The organism is Oscillibacter sp. GMB15532 (assembly GCF_041020825.1).
GTDB lineage: Bacteria > Bacillota > Clostridia > Oscillospirales > Oscillospiraceae > Oscillibacter.
On record NZ_JBEVTO010000007.1, the window covers coordinates 138,887 to 153,175 of the forward strand.

Consider the following 14,289-nt stretch of genomic DNA (forward strand, 5'->3'; position numbering starts at 1 on the left):
GATGGTGGTGACGATTTCCATAAAGTAGTTCACTTTGATAAAGAAGTGAGATATACTATATTTCTGGATCAACACTATATTTCAATACAGATTATATATAGTATCTGTTTCATAGGAGGCCCCATGGAATTAAGAAACTATAAACCGGAGGACTGTGTTGCCTTAGCGGAGCTTTTTTTCAATACCGTACACTCCATAAATGCGAGAGATTATACAAACCCTCAGCTTAATGCTTGGGCAACAGGAAATGTAGACATATCCGTTTGGAATAAGTCTTTTTTGGCCCATAACACATTGGTCGCAGAGATAAATCGTGTCATCGTAGGTTTCGGAGATATGGACGATACCGGATATCTTGACAAACTCTTTGTTCATAAGGATTATCAAGGCAAAGGTATTGCGGCAGCTATTATAAACAAGCTGGAACAACAGGCAGGACTTAAGAATATTTCTCTTTTTACCACTCATGCTTCCATTACGGCGAAACCCTTTTTTGAAAAACACGGTTATTTTGTTGTTCAAGAAAATCTGGTGGTTCGCAACGATATTAAACTTACTAATTTCATAATGGAAAAGGCCACGATGAAATAGCCAGTTGAAACAAAAAAGGAAGTGATGATTATGCGTAAGGAAATTGAAATACAGGGCTGTGTAGAAATCCCTGAAAGCCTCACCTTAGATGAATTTTATGATAAATTCATTGCCTTTATAGAGGCTAACAGCTGGTCATTCGGCGGCGGAATGAATGAGATCATTGACGGCTTCTACATCAATCCCGATGGAACCAAAGGAACACACGTTTTAGATGAATCTGAGGAAAAATAATTTATGGATCATTACAAATCATGGGCAGGACTTAAAAAGCAATTAAATGAAGCTCTCTGTGACGCATTAAAAAACAGGGTTACATACTTTCTCACACGGTATCATGATGTGCACAACTCCTACGGCAGAGCAGCCATCTTGCTTGATGGCAAAGAGCTGGTCTGCTTCTCATGGATAAAAATGTATTATCAGGAGCGAGACATTACACCTTTATACGATAAAATGCCCGGTTCGCCCTATGAAGAGCTGGTCGAAAAAATGAAGCCTACATGGGATGCCAACTGCACTTATTGTGAGATGGATTTTTTAGAGGCGGTTCTTCAATTTCGCAATATGCCGATTCAAGAAGCTCTTACATCCGAAAACTATATTATCAGAGTATTGGCAATCATGGACAGGCGTGTCGGCAAAAGGACACTCTTAAAAATCCTTGAGGATGAAGCATATAAGGATTTTCCCGCGTGGGTACGTCAGTTTTACGAATTGCGTTTATCCAAAATAGATTAAAACGACAGGCAAGCGGAAAGCCAAGGGTAGAAACTCTTGCCTTTCCGCTTTTTCTTACTCATTTAAAATAATTCATCGTTCCCCATCGAAATTCTCAAACTTTTCAGTCGTGGCGTTCTGCTCAAAATAAGCCGCAAGGGTGGAATCCCGATCTTTGAAATAAAAAAGTGTGCGTCTGAGCCATTCTTATTTCTCCCTCACATGTGCTTTTCATAATAAATGCTGGAAAAAATATCTGTAAACATCATCACAGAAAAGGAAAACGCAAAACCCATTCCGACACCCATAATGAGTTGGACCTCCTGTTTCGCTCCTACGATCAGAAAGAAAAGCATCAAAACAAAGTTAATATTCTTTGCTATGTGAAAAGCTTTGCTGGTGGATGTAAGCGAAATAAGACGATTGCGTTCATCTGATTCCTCAAGGTGTTCTTTTTTTGCGGCTTCTTTATTGATACTGATAAATAACTCACCGATACCAATCACCAACATTAAAACGCATAAGATAATTCTTTTCACATCAAACCCTTTTAAAAATCCCAATGTCAGCAGAGTTAAGCCTAAGAGCAGGGACATAATTCCGTATACAAGTTTCTTCTTGTCATAAATCTTCACGCTGTTTATCCTCCAATTCCTTATTTACTTGCAGACAACACAAATCTTCCACCGTTGTTTCAAATACTTTAGCCATCCGATACGCCAGCATCAAGGAAGGACTGTACTGCTCTTTTTCGATAGATATAATGGTTCTGGAAGAAACATAGACTAAATCTGCTAATTGCTGCTGTGTCATGTTGGCCTTGTTCCTTAAGTCTTTCACCTTTGTTATCATGCTCTCCTCCCCCTTATATGAAGCAAACTTCTCGTGAAGTTAGCTTCATATTATTATATAACAAGTAAATTGTCAAGTTTGTTTAAAAGTGTATATGAAAGAGAGTTTGAAGCAAAAAAAGTAAATTAAAATAAAAAAGCCTCGCTTCTTTATTAAAAAGCGAGGTGTATCTATGAAAAACGAGGGTTTTGAATAAAAAATTCAAAACCCTCGTCAGGTCGCATAAATACTGACTTTTTCAGCCCTGTATCTATTTTGACCTATTCTTATGTGGACACCGTGGAAAAAAGATTTCTTATCTTTCTCCAAAGAGAGCGCCAAATTCTCAAAATAAATCAGATTCTCCGCAGGCAATGACCAATTTTATGATGCCATAAATCCTCAGACTCTTCATGGCCGTGTTCAAATAATTATGCGGCTGTTTTCGGTCGATGTACTTGCCATTGATAATTCCTGCCCTGTTTTCTGATAAAAGGCGGCGGGAGCTTCTTCGGTTGAACCATATCGGGCGGCGGCTTTAAATGGATGATTTGTTTCTGCGCCAATGGTTTTGGCGAAGCGGAGCGCTCCAGAAACGGGTAAGCCTGCCAGCATGAAATGGACTGTTTTCGCATATTTTTCATTCTTTTGCCGGTTGGAATTATTGTGAGAATTTCACTGTAGCCACTGCCAGTGCCTCGGAGCAGAGTATCCCCTTGGCGGGGAGGCTCACACGCTGTCACAAACGGCTCACACGCCGTTTCAACTGATGTGGTGGTGTCTACTGCTTCATCGATGCGGCTATCGCTTACAGGGGCGCAGCTGGGTTCCACGTTTTCGGAGCAATTTTCTACATGGAGGGTATCGGCAAAGGCATCCTCCTGAATGGCATTCATGAGCGACAGCTTGGAAAGGTTCCGTTCCGCCGCAAGGTCAATATAAAATGAACGCTGCTCATCGGTTTCGCAGCACTCCAGTATCACGGCGTTTTGTGTCCAGCCAAGGGACTGTGCCCTGCTCATAAGAGTCGGGCTGTTTTCATAAGTGCGGTAAAAATCACGCATCCTGCGGAGATTGCGAAGGGAGAAGCCCTTCAGCGATGGAAACCGGTCGGCGAGCATTTCAGCCAAATGCGGGATAAACGCTTTTTCACCCTGACAGCAGATGCATTGACCAATCCGTGTATAAAGCTCCAGCAATGCCCAATTGCAGGGCTTCTCGTCTTTTTCATAGCATTCAGCTACCGCAGAGGCAATCTGTTCCAGATACAGGGCACTGTTCTTTTTCAACGCTTTCATAGACTTCTCCTTTCCGGCTCCGTGGGAGCCTGTTTTTTTATGTACCCGGCAGAGCAAGCTCCGCCGGTGAAATGCTTGGGATTGTTAGTAGCTTTGTTTCATTTCAAGGCCGCCGTCCTGTTGTGCAGTTGCTTCATCCATATGAACGCCCAGCCGGTTGGGAAGATAATCACTCAGCCAAGTGCCGCCGAAAGCACTGTGTGACTGCAAACGCCATATGGCGAGCTTTCCCATATGCAAATCCACATTTTCCATAGAAAACAGCAGATTGGTGCAGCCGTCATGCTCAAAAGCGAAAACATCCTTGAAGATATCGCCGTTTTGCAGGATGCCTTCCTGCGTCAGCAGCTCGTTGATGCCGTTTACCCATTCTGAAAGCTCCCCGCCGCAGCCTTGAAGAATCAATCCTTCACGGTCTGTCATGGTGCGAAGTTCATCTGTCGTAATCCGTTTCACGGTGCATCCTCCTTTCATTCCATCCTCATGCCGAACTGCGGAGTGGGACTTTCCTCCGGCTCAGACGGTGCTGGACGCGAGAGCACCGAGAAGCTGTCCTCTCCGGGAACGACACCGAGGGTGCGCCCATTGTCAAAGGTGCAGTGAAGCGTGCCGATGTCATCCACAAAATCTACCGTCCCTTCCGTACCCGGCGCAATGGGGGCGTAGGGATCGTCCATACTGTCGAGGCGGATACGGGTTCCGCTGGGATACCGCTCCTTCATCCGCTGTGCTTTTTGGTAATCGAAAAACATTTTCATTCCTCCTGATATGCTTTGAATTTGTGTTCAGCTACTTATGGGATATAGAAAATCAGGTGCAGGATATTTCCCCGCACCTGATTACCGTTGCCCTTATATGATCTGCTCAATCTCCGTTCCGTCCTTGAAGCGGATGAGTAGTTTTTCTTCACTGAGTACAGTGATGGCGCTGATCAGCTGCCGCACCGTGACCTCATCGAATGTGGTGATGCCGGTGTCCACCGCTTCCAGCTCGGCGGCCAGCTGCTCCGCCCGTTCATCCGCCTGTTCGGTATCCTGCTTATTTTTCTCCAGCTCGCTCCGTTTTGCCACCAGTGCGGAGAATTCCATGCTGACCTTTTTCAGTTCCTCGTCGTATTGGGTGGAATCCGCTCCCACGGCGGCAGCAAGCTGGAGAAGCCTGTACTGCTGTTCCCGCAGTTGGGACAGCCTGCTGTCGATGGCTGCGAGGCTGGTTTCGCCGTTCTCCGGCAAAAGGGCTGTTCGGATGCTGTCCTGCAGAATCGCTTTCAAGCTCTTTTGACTGAACATTTCGTTCATGGCACTGACCACCGCAGTGTGAATCCGGCTTTCCTCCAGCGTGGGGGCGTCCTTGCAGAACTTCTTACCATTCTCCAGACGGTTGATGCACCGCCAGACAATTTTTTTACCTTCCGGTCTGGTCCATGTCACCCTGCGGTAAGGGCTGCCGCAGTTCCCGCAGGATAACAGCTCGGTCAGCACATATTTGCCGCTGTATTTGGCAAGCTCGGTCTTGGCGGCTGTGCTGACTTTTTTCAGGCTGGAGCGCCGTGCCATTTCCTCCTGCACCCGCTGAAAGGTCAGCCGGTCGATGATGGCAGGATGGCTGTTCTCCACGTAATATTTGGGAAGCTCACCGGTGTTCTTCTTAGTCTGGCGGGTAAAAAGGTCTGCGATGTAGGTTTTCTGGAGCAGAGCGTCCCCCATATATTTTTCGTTTCGAAGCATCCCCCGTATCACGCCGTCATTCCACTTTTTATGCCCCCGCGCCGTTTTGATGCCATCTGCCTCAAGGTCTGCGATGATTTTTGCTACGCTGTGCCCAATCAGATACCGTGAAAAAATCCTGCGGACGATTTCCGCTTCCTCCGGGTCGATTTCAGGCAGATTGTTCTCGCCTCTGCGGTAGCCTAAAAATCCAGCATAATGGAAGTAAACCTTGCCGTCCTTGAAATTTTTGCGGTGTCCCCAGCGGATGTTTCCGCTCATAGACTCGCTTTCGGCCTGTGCCTGACTCATCATAAAGGTGAGAATCATCTCATTGTCCATGTAGAGGGTGTTGACATTTTCTTTCTCGAAGAAAACACCCACGCCCATCCGCTTGAGCCTGCGGACATAATCCAGACCGTCCAGTGTATTCCGGCAGAACCGGGACACCGATTTGGTGATAATCAGATCCACCTTGCCCTTTTCGCAGGCTTTGATCATCCGCAGAAAATCCTTGCGCTTTTTGGTAGAGGTTGCGGTTTTACCCTCGTCCGCAAACATATCCACCATGGTCCACTCCTGCTGGGCGGCGATTTTTTCGGTGTAATATTCAATCTGCGCCTGATAGCTGTCGAGCTGTTCCTCGGAGCTGGTGGAAACGCGGCAGTAGGGCGCTACCCGCAGGCGCTGTTTGCGGATATCCTTTTGGTTGTGCTTGGGATCTGCGGGAATCACCGTGACTTTTCTCACTGCGCTTTCGGGCACTTTGCATCCTCCTTTCCATCTGCTTCAAGGGATTTTCCGTTGATGAGCTGCAAGCGGAGACCGTCGTGGGCGGTAAATTGGATTTCCTGTACTGCGGTTGTAAAAAGCTCTCTGAGAAGTTCCGCATTGATAGATTGGGTGAGGATTTTTTCCTTCAGTCTCTGCATCTGATAATAAGGCATAGAATCAGGCAGTCCGCTGTATTGCTCTGCGGCACAGGCCAGTATCAGCATTTTGGTGTACTCCGGTCCCGGCTCCGCTTTGTTCAGCTCCCGGATGACCTCGTTCTGGATGCGTACCGCCTCCAGCGTCGTCTCATTTGTATTTTGCGGCAGGGACCATTCTAAGAGGTTCGGGGTCTGCGCCAGCACATCCAGCCTTTCGGATAGGGCTGTGCGGATGTCCTCGTCCTCTATGTAACGGCGGTTGGTACAGCCCTCCTTTTCGCAGTACCAGCGGGGCTTTCCCCCAGCTCTGGTATCGCGGATCATCCTGCCACCGCACACGCCGCAGACCGCCTTTTCACGGATGGGCTTGATGTAGTCCGGGCAGGGTGTATAGGTATTCTTTTCTCCCCTGACAAGCTGGGCCTGCAGAAAGGCTTCCGGCTCAAGGATGGGGGGATATTCCTTTTCCCCAAGATAGCGTTCGTTTTCAAGGATGCGTTTAACCATGTGCTTGTTCCATTCAGTCGTGTGGCTGTGGTAACGAAGCCCCCGGCGCATCATTTCAGCGGCAATTTTGCTGTAGGCCATGCCGTCCGCATAAAGCCTGAAAATCTCTTTGACCGCCGCCGATTCTTTGGGGCTGCATTGTATCTCTCCCTTTTTCATGGTGTACCCAAAGGGGATTTTTCTCTGCCATGCCATATTACCGCACCGTCCTTTCCATGGTTTCTTTCAGCGTCAGACCGTTGTAAAGGCTTATACTCATCGCCGTTTCCGAAGAGATGGTGATGCTCTCCACCAGCGTTTCAAACACTTCCTCCGTGAGTTCCTCCAGATATTCGGGGCTGTCCTCCAGATAATCCAGCATGGCTTGGGTGGCTTTGATTTGGCTGTCCTCACCGTTGGCCTCCATGATGCGGCGGCGTTGACGGCGCAGCTCCCGGAGCTTAAAGTCAATTTCGCTGGTTTGGGATAAATAAAGAGCAGAATCTACGTATCCCTTCGACTTGAGTCGAACAAGAACGAGATTCTGCTCGGTGAGCTGGGCGATTTCTTTGTCGATATCATTGATTCTGCGGTTGGAGCGAAGCTCCTTTTCCCGAAGCTCGGTCAGCTGAGATAAGACCGGGGACAGGATTTGCGCGCGATGCCGTTTCAGCTTGTGGTACATGCGGAGGATTGCCGTGACAATCTGTTCCTCCGGTATCTGTGAGGTGGGGCAAAGGTCTTTGTCACGGTCATGCCTCCGGCAAGTCCAGTAGATCTTTTCATTGACGATTTTTCTGCGGAACAGGGTTCCGCAGCCTTCACAGCGGATTTTCTTTGCCAGCAGTGCGGAGGAAACCGTTCCGTTTGTCTGCCTCCGTCGGCTTTCCATCAGCGCCTGCACCCGCTGAAAGTCCTCCTTGGAAATAATCGCCTCATGGCAGTTCTCTACAAAATATTTTGGCTTTTCACCCTTGTTGCGCACCTGCCGGAACGGGATTTCGTTGGTGGCGAAGCTCTTTTGCCAGAGCATATTTCCGGTGTAGGCGATGTTGGTGAGGATGTATGCCACTGTGCTTGGGTGCCAGACAGTTCGCCCCTTGGTGCGGGGGACGTCTGCCTTGTTCAGATCGTCTGCGATGTCACTCTTTCCCTGACCGCTGAGATAAGCGGCATAAATGCGGCGCACCACCTCGGCCTGTTCGGGGATAATCATCAGGGTGCGCCCCTCCAGTCGGTAGCCGTAAGGCTCGGACGGCGAGAGGTAGTCGCCCTTTTCCATGCGGATGCGGACGCTGATCCGCATATTGTTTGAGTGGTTCTGTGACTCCATCTGTGAAAAAGCGCCGTAGATGGTGGCGATCTGCTCCGACGTCATCTTGCCTGTATCGATGTTTTCTTTCTCAAAGTGGATGGAGATGCCCAGCCGAAGAAGCTCCCGCACATACTGGATATATTCCTTGGTGTTTCTCGCAAAGCGGGATATGGATTTGACGAGGACGCGGTCAATCTTTCCGTCGCGGCAGTCTTGAATCATGCGGTTGAATTCATCCCGCTTGCTTGCCACAAGACCGGAAATGCCCTCGTCTGCGTAAATGTCCGCCAGCTCCCAGCTCTCCTGTGCGGCGATATGACGGGTGTAATAATCCACCTGTGCGATGTAGGAGTTCTGTTGATCCTCCGAGTCGCTGCTCACACGGGCATATGCCGCCACACGGAGCTTTGCAATTTGCGGCTTTCTCGCCTGTATCAATGTGATTTTGGGCGGTTCTGCCGATGTTGAATTGGGTTGATACATCTTTTTTCCCTCCTTTCAACGACATACACTACCACACCTCCCGGCATATAGCTACTGAATAGTTGATAATATTCAGAAAACAATTCCGGGACTCAGCAGGGCGCGATGATGGTGGGGCGCAGCCTGCGTTCCAAGTCTTTTTTAACCTGTTCAAGCTCCTTGTTGGTCATGCCCTTGACGGCTGCAAGCCGTGTGAGCTGCTGCAGGGCGGCAGCGTACATCAGATTATCGGATACCTGTGCGTTTGTCATGGCGTTTCCCTCCCTGATAAAATAGGCGCCGGAGCCAGCCCGACGCTGATTGCCAGTGCCTCGTCAATTTTTTGCATTTCCTGTTCATCCAGCCTGCCGACATATTCCCGAAGCCTGCTGCGGTCGATGGTGCGTATCTGCTCCAGAAGCACAAAGGACTCCTTCAGGCGGCCGCAGGCATGACCGATGCTTGCATGGGTGGGGAGCGGCTTTTTCGGCTTCGCGGTAATGGCGGCGGCAATCACGGTGGGACTGTAGCGGTTTCCAACATTGTTTTGCAATATGACAAGGGGCCTTACACCGCCTTGTTCCGAGCCGACCGTTGGATTTAAATCTGCGTAGTAGATGTCGCCTCGTAAAATGGTATTATGGAACTGTTTCAAATACACACCTCTTTTCTTATGCCGGTATTCTTAATGGCACAAAAATAGAGACCGCCCTGTATGATCTGCTTTGCTGTGAGAACCTTTGCAGGCAGGGCGATCTCCATTGCTTCTGACATTAAGTCTTTTTTCTGTAATAACGGTGCTTAATTCAACACTATTCCCCAAGCACACAGAGCTCTGGTGTATAAGAGCTCAAAAGGCGACGGCCTGAACTGCGGTTGGCTTCACCGCATCATAGGAATCTCACCTCCACCGGGATCTCCGCTGGCTGCCCTCATTGCGTGATCCCCCTGCCAAGGGGGGCTGTGACTGGACAGAAGTATCAATATAGGCTGACGGGGTCATTGCGAAACAGGCTGCCACAGCCTGCTTTTCGGACGGATGGGTACCGCTTTGCACCTTATTTGGCCGTCTTTGATAGGAGCAGAAAGAAACAACGAACAGAAAATAAGTGCTTTCGTTTTCTTACTGCCTGCCTACAGGTGGTCTTGGCGCATCCTCCGGGGTCGCTTTCCCTTTTTTGGGGCCGTCAGCTAACGTATTCAGGTCGTCGGATATGAAATTTTCAAAGAGCAGTGAGGGTGAATAGAAAAACCCCCTCACTACTAAGCCGATTTCGTGAGGGGGTCTACAAAAAATATTTTTACTTTTCTATCATTTTTTTGAGCTTCAGCCGAATCTGTCGTTCACGGTAGCTGATAGTTTGTTGCTTGATACCGGTTTCCCGCTCCAATTCCGACTGAGATTTTCCTTGAAAGTACAGGGCAAAGATTAAAGCCTGTTCCTCCTTAGAAAGCTGTGCGAGGCACCTGTGGAGCTTTTCCGTTATGAGCTTGTCCATGACCACATCCTCCACACGGGGAGAGACAAGGTCTGGAATACCATCCTCACCTGTAGTTTCCGCCGTATCCATGGCACTGTAATAAAAGACGCCGTTTGCCGTATCCCTTTCCTCCAGATAGGTTTCACGACGCTTCATGCGGTGATAGGTAAAATAGACTTCTTCGCTGACCGGCACAAGCTGACCCTGCACTTTGATTTGGTATTTTTTCTTGCTCTCCCTCTGACGCTGAGTATCTCTTTTGATGCTTTTCATAAAATTTGCTCCTTTGAATTTCAAATTTTTGAAATCCGCCGGAACCGTTGAATCCGCATAAACGAAACAAGACGGCAGGAGAACCTCCTTTGCAGGAAGTTCCGCACTGCCGTCTTGCGTTCTGGCGGATTTCATTTTTGTTACTGAGGTACGGTTATGCTACAGGTTTTACACGATCATGCGTTATGTTCAATGTGCCATCGGTATTTACGGTGATGCGAGTAACGCAATCTTTTATTTGAATTTCAAACAGACGTTGATCGCTGCTCATATCGCCGATGCGTTTTTTATTCAGGTTTCTTACTTCGGTCATAGAAATACTTCCCTCCCCTCGACTGATTTTTGAGTGTTCAGGCATATAAAGCAAAAGCTGTTATCGCCTTACGCAATAACAGCATACTAATTTATGGGACAAGCTTGGAGGTGTGGGAATAGCTTTCCAGTAGCGTGTGAGTAGCGAATTTTTAATATTGTACCAAGTTCATGCATGAAGTCTAAATATGCAAAGCCAATATCAGCGTTAATCAAGTTAACCTTGATATCAGTCTCAAAACGTGATAAAATATTCCAAATAGGCTATTTGAGGGCAAAGCTCTTTGGAGGAGATATTATGGCGTTCAGCTACAATAAGCTATGGAAAATACTGATAGATAGAAAAATGATGAAAAAAGATTTGATGGCTATGACGGGCTTAACTACAACTACTATGGCAAAGTTAGGCAAAGAACTGCCGGTCAGCATGGACGTTTTGGCGCGCATATGTAAGGCTCTCAGATGTAATATTGGAGATATCGTCGATTATATTGATGAAGAAAATAAATAGGATACAGTTCAGTTTGAATGGAGGGTTTCGGCATGAGGTTATGTTTTGGCTCATATTTAGCGATTCTTGTTCCGTGCAAGGCAGTTAATATTGATAATAAGCAGTTGTGCGAAGCACTTCTTCATTCTGTTGCCCCCAATTATGAGTTTACATTTTCAGGGCAGGAAAATGCAGATCGTGTCAGAGAAGATGCCACATCAAAATTATTGCGGTGTGAACAAAATCTCTCAAAAGATATTACTGGGCCAGCCCGCAGCGCCGTTCCACAAGAAGTAGCCAGCTACTTTAAGAACAATGTCATCAAACTGTTGGACAGTAATTTATCCAAGCAGATAATCCTGACACTTAAAGACATGATTGGTAATGATCTTCCTGAAAAAGATGGGAAGAAAATACATGGTATTTACGATGATACGAAAGTCGAGCTGGTCAATGGCATAACCAAAAAAGAATTGGCATCACAAACCGAATTCTGTTTTCATTCGTTTTTGGCCGGAGTCTTTTTATATGTTGTCACAAACACTACGAACCGAAGCGGTAAAAAGACGATTCGATCTGTTACACAAGAGTATGTTCTTTCCTTCACATCTCGGATTGAAGAAATAACGCTCCTTGAGGATAATGTGTCAGATCGGGTCCGCACTTATGATCATAGAAACGGAAAGACCGATACAGAATTCGCCGAAGGTGTCGCAGAGTATGTTATAGACAAAATCAAGCAACTACCTCAGCCATCAAAGCAGGACGATTCCCTGCTTGTTACTCTGCTGTCAGAAGCTAATGGAAAGTGTTTATATTGCGGTGGTTATCTTGGAATTCCCAAGCGAGGGAAGATTCCGGTTAAAAACTGTGAAATTGTCTATTTGAAGCAGTCACCAGATGAAGCGGACAGCTATGAAAATGCGGTAGCATTATGTACAAACGAATGTGCTCCTCTTGTTCCGGTGATGTCATCTGATGAAATAGCAGAGTTGCTTGAAAAAAAACACCGTTGTGCGGATATTCAGGCATTTCTTGACAGAATATCCGGTATTAAGTTTCAGGATGAAATAGAGACTGTTCTGCGCGAAGTTCATAAGACAAAGAATGCGCAAGGACTGGAACCAACAGATATCAAGGATTTGGTTGAGATTGAGCGTAAGATTCACGAACCTTTCCTGAAGGACAAGATTAATGCGAGTATGGCTCGCTTATATAAAACTGTAAAAAACACTTGCTCCCGTCTTGAACAGGAAATCGGATTTGACACGAATATGTTTGGGGAGTTAATGAAATCCGCTTATAAGCTGCTCGAGAGTGGAATACAGAAAAAATCAGATATTATCGATCCACAGGAATACATAGCGGATCTCTTAGTTGAAAAACTATTTTCACAAGTTGGACAGAGACATAGAGATGCCTGTGAGATCATTGTTGGATATTTAGTGAAAAGGTGTGATTTGTTCAATGAAAATACCAAGCAAAGTTAATTCCTTCTCCGATAGCGTCATTGCTCTTTTCGCGCCTATCTTGGAGAAATTAGAGGAGCGGGATATGACCCCGCATGAACTGCTCGAAGCGACACGGACAAAAGTATCAGAAATAAGCATATTTCTTGATGCCCTTGATTGTTTGTATAAACTTGGGCAAATAGAAATACCTGACGGGACGGAGGTACTCCACTATGTTAAAGCGGATAACATGCGATAAGTTTAAAACTCAGCCGGAAGATTTCCGACCTGGGCTTAACGTCATCCTTGGCAGTTCGGATGGCAGCAACGCTATTGGCAAGTCCACTTTTCTGCTGATACTGGATTTTGTATTTGGAGGGGATAACTACCCGAAATCCGCAAAGGATGTGATCACTTATATTGATCACCACACGATAAACTTTATCTTTGAATTTGATGATTTTCCCTACTTTTTTTCTCGAAGCACAAGCCGCCCGTCCGTGGTGAATCGCTGCGACAGCCAGTTCCATGTCATTGAGGAAATGAGTGTGCCGAACTATCGCAAATGGCTGTTCCATGAGTATAGAATACTCCTGAGGGGTATTACTTTCGATGAAATTGTAGAAAGATTCTTCCGTATTTACGGCCATGGAAGTCATAACGAACACAAGCCTCTGCAAAGCGAGCGCGAATCAATGGCAACGGCTGTAGAGTACCTTATGAAATTATTGGATAAGTTTGAAGCCATCCAGAATCTGAAAACCGCCGAAGAAAGCTATGGCATCAAGCCAAGCAAACAAGCGGAACGTTCCATATCGGATATCACGGCTGATATTGGCGAGAATAAGGAAAAAATAGAAAGTCTGGAAAAACGCAGGGAGAGGCTGTGCAGACAAAATGAAGAGGCCAACCTGCGCGCTTTGGGTATTGATCCACAGCAAGCGGAGCGGCTTGCTGAAATTAAGAGTGAGTTAGGTAAACTGAGCCGCCGGAAGAGTCGTTTGATATCCCAGCTTAATGCAGTCCGCAACAATATGCCTGGTAATGACGGAGCGCTAAAAAAAGACTTTTCGGCGCTGCTCCATTTTTTCCCTGATGCTAAAATTGATGCTTTTACTGATGTTGAAGCTTTCCATGCTAAGATCAACGGTTTTCTTCGCGCTGACATTGAGGAAGAAATTGCACGGCTGACGCCGCAAATTGAATACATAGATGCCGATATTGCAAACTATGAGAAGCAAATCGAGGGTTCAGGAGTCGCCAAATCGCTCTCGCAATCCATTCTTACTCAGTACGCCCGTGTGTCACGGGAAATAGAAAAACTGGTTGAAGAGAATGAAGCGCTGCAAGGCGAAATGGAGCAAATGGAAAAGCGCAAGGAGATTGAACATCTGCTGGCGAATCTCCGCAAACGGCAGGAAGAAGCTCTCGCCGCTGCTCAGGATGAAGTGAACGCTGAAATGCAGCGAATTAATGATATTATTACCGGCGGTGACAGAACTGCACCAGAATTGACGCTAAAACCGGACAAGACCTTTGAGTTTGAAACCCCCGATGATAAGAGTGAAGGAACAGCGTTTAAGAGTCTGGTAGTGTACGATCTGAGTATGCTTGCTTTAACTCCGCTCCCTGTTCTGATTCATGATTCAAGCATCGTTAAGCGCATAGAGGATGCGGATTTTGAAAAGATACTTGGTTTGTATCAGAAAAGCGGTGAAAACGGCAAGCAAGTGTTCATCGCATTTGATAAGGCAGATACTTATACACCAAATACATACAAAATCGTTGATAAGGCGTCAGTTCTCCGCCTGTCCGTGGGCAATGAATTGTTTGGTATGTCTTGGAGTCGGCAAAATGCTGTGCCAGAGACGGAGCCCATACCCAGAGCAGATGCCGAGGATAAGGCGAAAACAGAACAGCGAAACGATAAAGAATAAGGAG

The 14,289-nt window shown here is 46.8% G+C and carries 19 protein-coding genes; 7 read left to right on the plus strand and 12 right to left on the minus strand.

What is annotated here, in order from left to right; translation table 11 throughout:
• The first annotated feature begins 123 nt into the window (after positions 1-123).
• From ABVS15_RS09935 to ABVS15_RS09945, 3 genes are read left to right on the plus strand one after another with little or no spacing between them, the layout of a single operon-like run.
• Entirely contained in the window at positions 124-591 is a 468-nt protein-coding gene (locus ABVS15_RS09935) for a GNAT family N-acetyltransferase (protein ID WP_369283577.1), read from the plus strand.
• Positions 592-621: 30 nt separating this feature from the next.
• The gene (locus tag ABVS15_RS09940) at positions 622-825 is read left to right on the plus strand and encodes a hypothetical protein (protein WP_369283578.1); all 204 of its coding nucleotides are present in this window, start codon (positions 622-624) and stop codon (positions 823-825) included.
• Positions 826-828: 3 nt separating this feature from the next.
• Positions 829-1,332: a hypothetical protein gene (locus ABVS15_RS09945; protein WP_369283579.1), complete on the plus strand. Its 504-nt coding sequence runs from the start codon at positions 829-831 to the stop codon at positions 1,330-1,332.
• A 197-nt stretch (positions 1,333-1,529) separates the two neighbouring features.
• Here ABVS15_RS09945 and ABVS15_RS09950 read toward each other — a convergent pair whose 3' ends face one another.
• From ABVS15_RS09950 to ABVS15_RS10005, 12 genes are all read right to left on the minus strand, one after another.
• Positions 1,530-1,946 carry a DUF2178 domain-containing protein gene (locus ABVS15_RS09950; protein WP_369283580.1) on the minus strand — a complete coding sequence of 139 codons (417 nt, stop codon included), beginning with the start codon at positions 1,944-1,946 and terminating at the stop codon, positions 1,530-1,532.
• Positions 1,933-2,163, minus strand: coding sequence for a helix-turn-helix transcriptional regulator (locus ABVS15_RS09955; protein WP_369283581.1), 231 nt, complete (start codon positions 2,161-2,163; stop codon positions 1,933-1,935). Before ABVS15_RS09955 ends, ABVS15_RS09950 begins: the two co-directional genes overlap by 14 nt.
• Before the next feature lie 410 nt (positions 2,164-2,573).
• On the minus strand, positions 2,574-3,440 hold the full coding sequence (locus tag ABVS15_RS09960) for a DUF1016 N-terminal domain-containing protein (RefSeq protein WP_369283582.1): 867 nt from the start codon (positions 3,438-3,440) through the stop codon (positions 2,574-2,576).
• 84 nt (positions 3,441-3,524) lie between these two features.
• Entirely contained in the window at positions 3,525-3,896 is a 372-nt protein-coding gene (locus tag ABVS15_RS09965) for a hypothetical protein (RefSeq protein ID WP_369283583.1), read from the minus strand.
• A 14-nt stretch (positions 3,897-3,910) separates the two neighbouring features.
• Positions 3,911-4,192, minus strand: coding sequence for a DUF4314 domain-containing protein (locus ABVS15_RS09970; protein WP_117418221.1), 282 nt, complete (start codon positions 4,190-4,192; stop codon positions 3,911-3,913).
• A gap of 99 nt (positions 4,193-4,291) precedes the next feature.
• Positions 4,292-5,911: a recombinase family protein gene (locus ABVS15_RS09975; protein WP_369283584.1), complete on the minus strand. Its 1,620-nt coding sequence runs from the start codon at positions 5,909-5,911 to the stop codon at positions 4,292-4,294.
• Positions 5,893-6,780: a recombinase family protein gene (locus ABVS15_RS09980; protein ID WP_369283585.1), complete on the minus strand. Its 888-nt coding sequence runs from the start codon at positions 6,778-6,780 to the stop codon at positions 5,893-5,895. Before ABVS15_RS09980 ends, ABVS15_RS09975 begins: the two co-directional genes overlap by 19 nt.
• Before the next feature lies 1 nt (position 6,781).
• Positions 6,782-8,362: a recombinase family protein gene (locus ABVS15_RS09985; protein ID WP_369283586.1), complete on the minus strand. Its 1,581-nt coding sequence runs from the start codon at positions 8,360-8,362 to the stop codon at positions 6,782-6,784.
• 92 nt (positions 8,363-8,454) lie between these two features.
• A complete protein-coding gene (locus ABVS15_RS09990; RefSeq protein WP_369283587.1) occupies positions 8,455-8,613 on the minus strand; it encodes a hypothetical protein in 159 nt (52 codons plus the stop codon).
• A complete protein-coding gene (locus ABVS15_RS09995) occupies positions 8,610-8,996 on the minus strand; it encodes a type II toxin-antitoxin system PemK/MazF family toxin (RefSeq protein WP_207715825.1) in 387 nt (128 codons plus the stop codon). The genes ABVS15_RS09990 and ABVS15_RS09995 overlap by 4 nt, the downstream gene beginning before the upstream one ends.
• Before the next feature lie 646 nt (positions 8,997-9,642).
• Entirely contained in the window at positions 9,643-10,095 is a 453-nt protein-coding gene (locus ABVS15_RS10000) for a sigma-70 family RNA polymerase sigma factor (protein ID WP_369283588.1), read from the minus strand.
• Positions 10,096-10,249: 154 nt separating this feature from the next.
• Entirely contained in the window at positions 10,250-10,408 is a 159-nt protein-coding gene (locus ABVS15_RS10005; RefSeq protein WP_170313502.1) for a hypothetical protein, read from the minus strand.
• Positions 10,409-10,705: 297 nt separating this feature from the next.
• Here ABVS15_RS10005 and ABVS15_RS10010 point away from each other — a divergent pair, with 297 nt between their 5' ends.
• From ABVS15_RS10010 to ABVS15_RS10025, 4 genes are read left to right on the plus strand one after another with little or no spacing between them, the layout of a single operon-like run.
• Positions 10,706-10,918 (plus strand): helix-turn-helix transcriptional regulator, encoded by a 213-nt coding sequence (locus ABVS15_RS10010; protein ID WP_117418225.1) that lies wholly within the window; start codon positions 10,706-10,708, stop codon positions 10,916-10,918.
• A 32-nt stretch (positions 10,919-10,950) separates the two neighbouring features.
• Positions 10,951-12,387, plus strand: coding sequence for an ABC-three component system protein (locus tag ABVS15_RS10015; RefSeq protein ID WP_316323447.1), 1,437 nt, complete (start codon positions 10,951-10,953; stop codon positions 12,385-12,387).
• Entirely contained in the window at positions 12,365-12,607 is a 243-nt protein-coding gene (locus ABVS15_RS10020) for an ABC-three component system middle component 7 (RefSeq protein ID WP_369283590.1), read from the plus strand. Before ABVS15_RS10015 ends, ABVS15_RS10020 begins: the two co-directional genes overlap by 23 nt.
• A complete protein-coding gene (locus ABVS15_RS10025; RefSeq protein WP_369283591.1) occupies positions 12,582-14,285 on the plus strand; it encodes a DUF2326 domain-containing protein in 1,704 nt (567 codons plus the stop codon). Before ABVS15_RS10020 ends, ABVS15_RS10025 begins: the two co-directional genes overlap by 26 nt.
• Positions 14,286-14,289 lie beyond the last annotated feature (4 nt).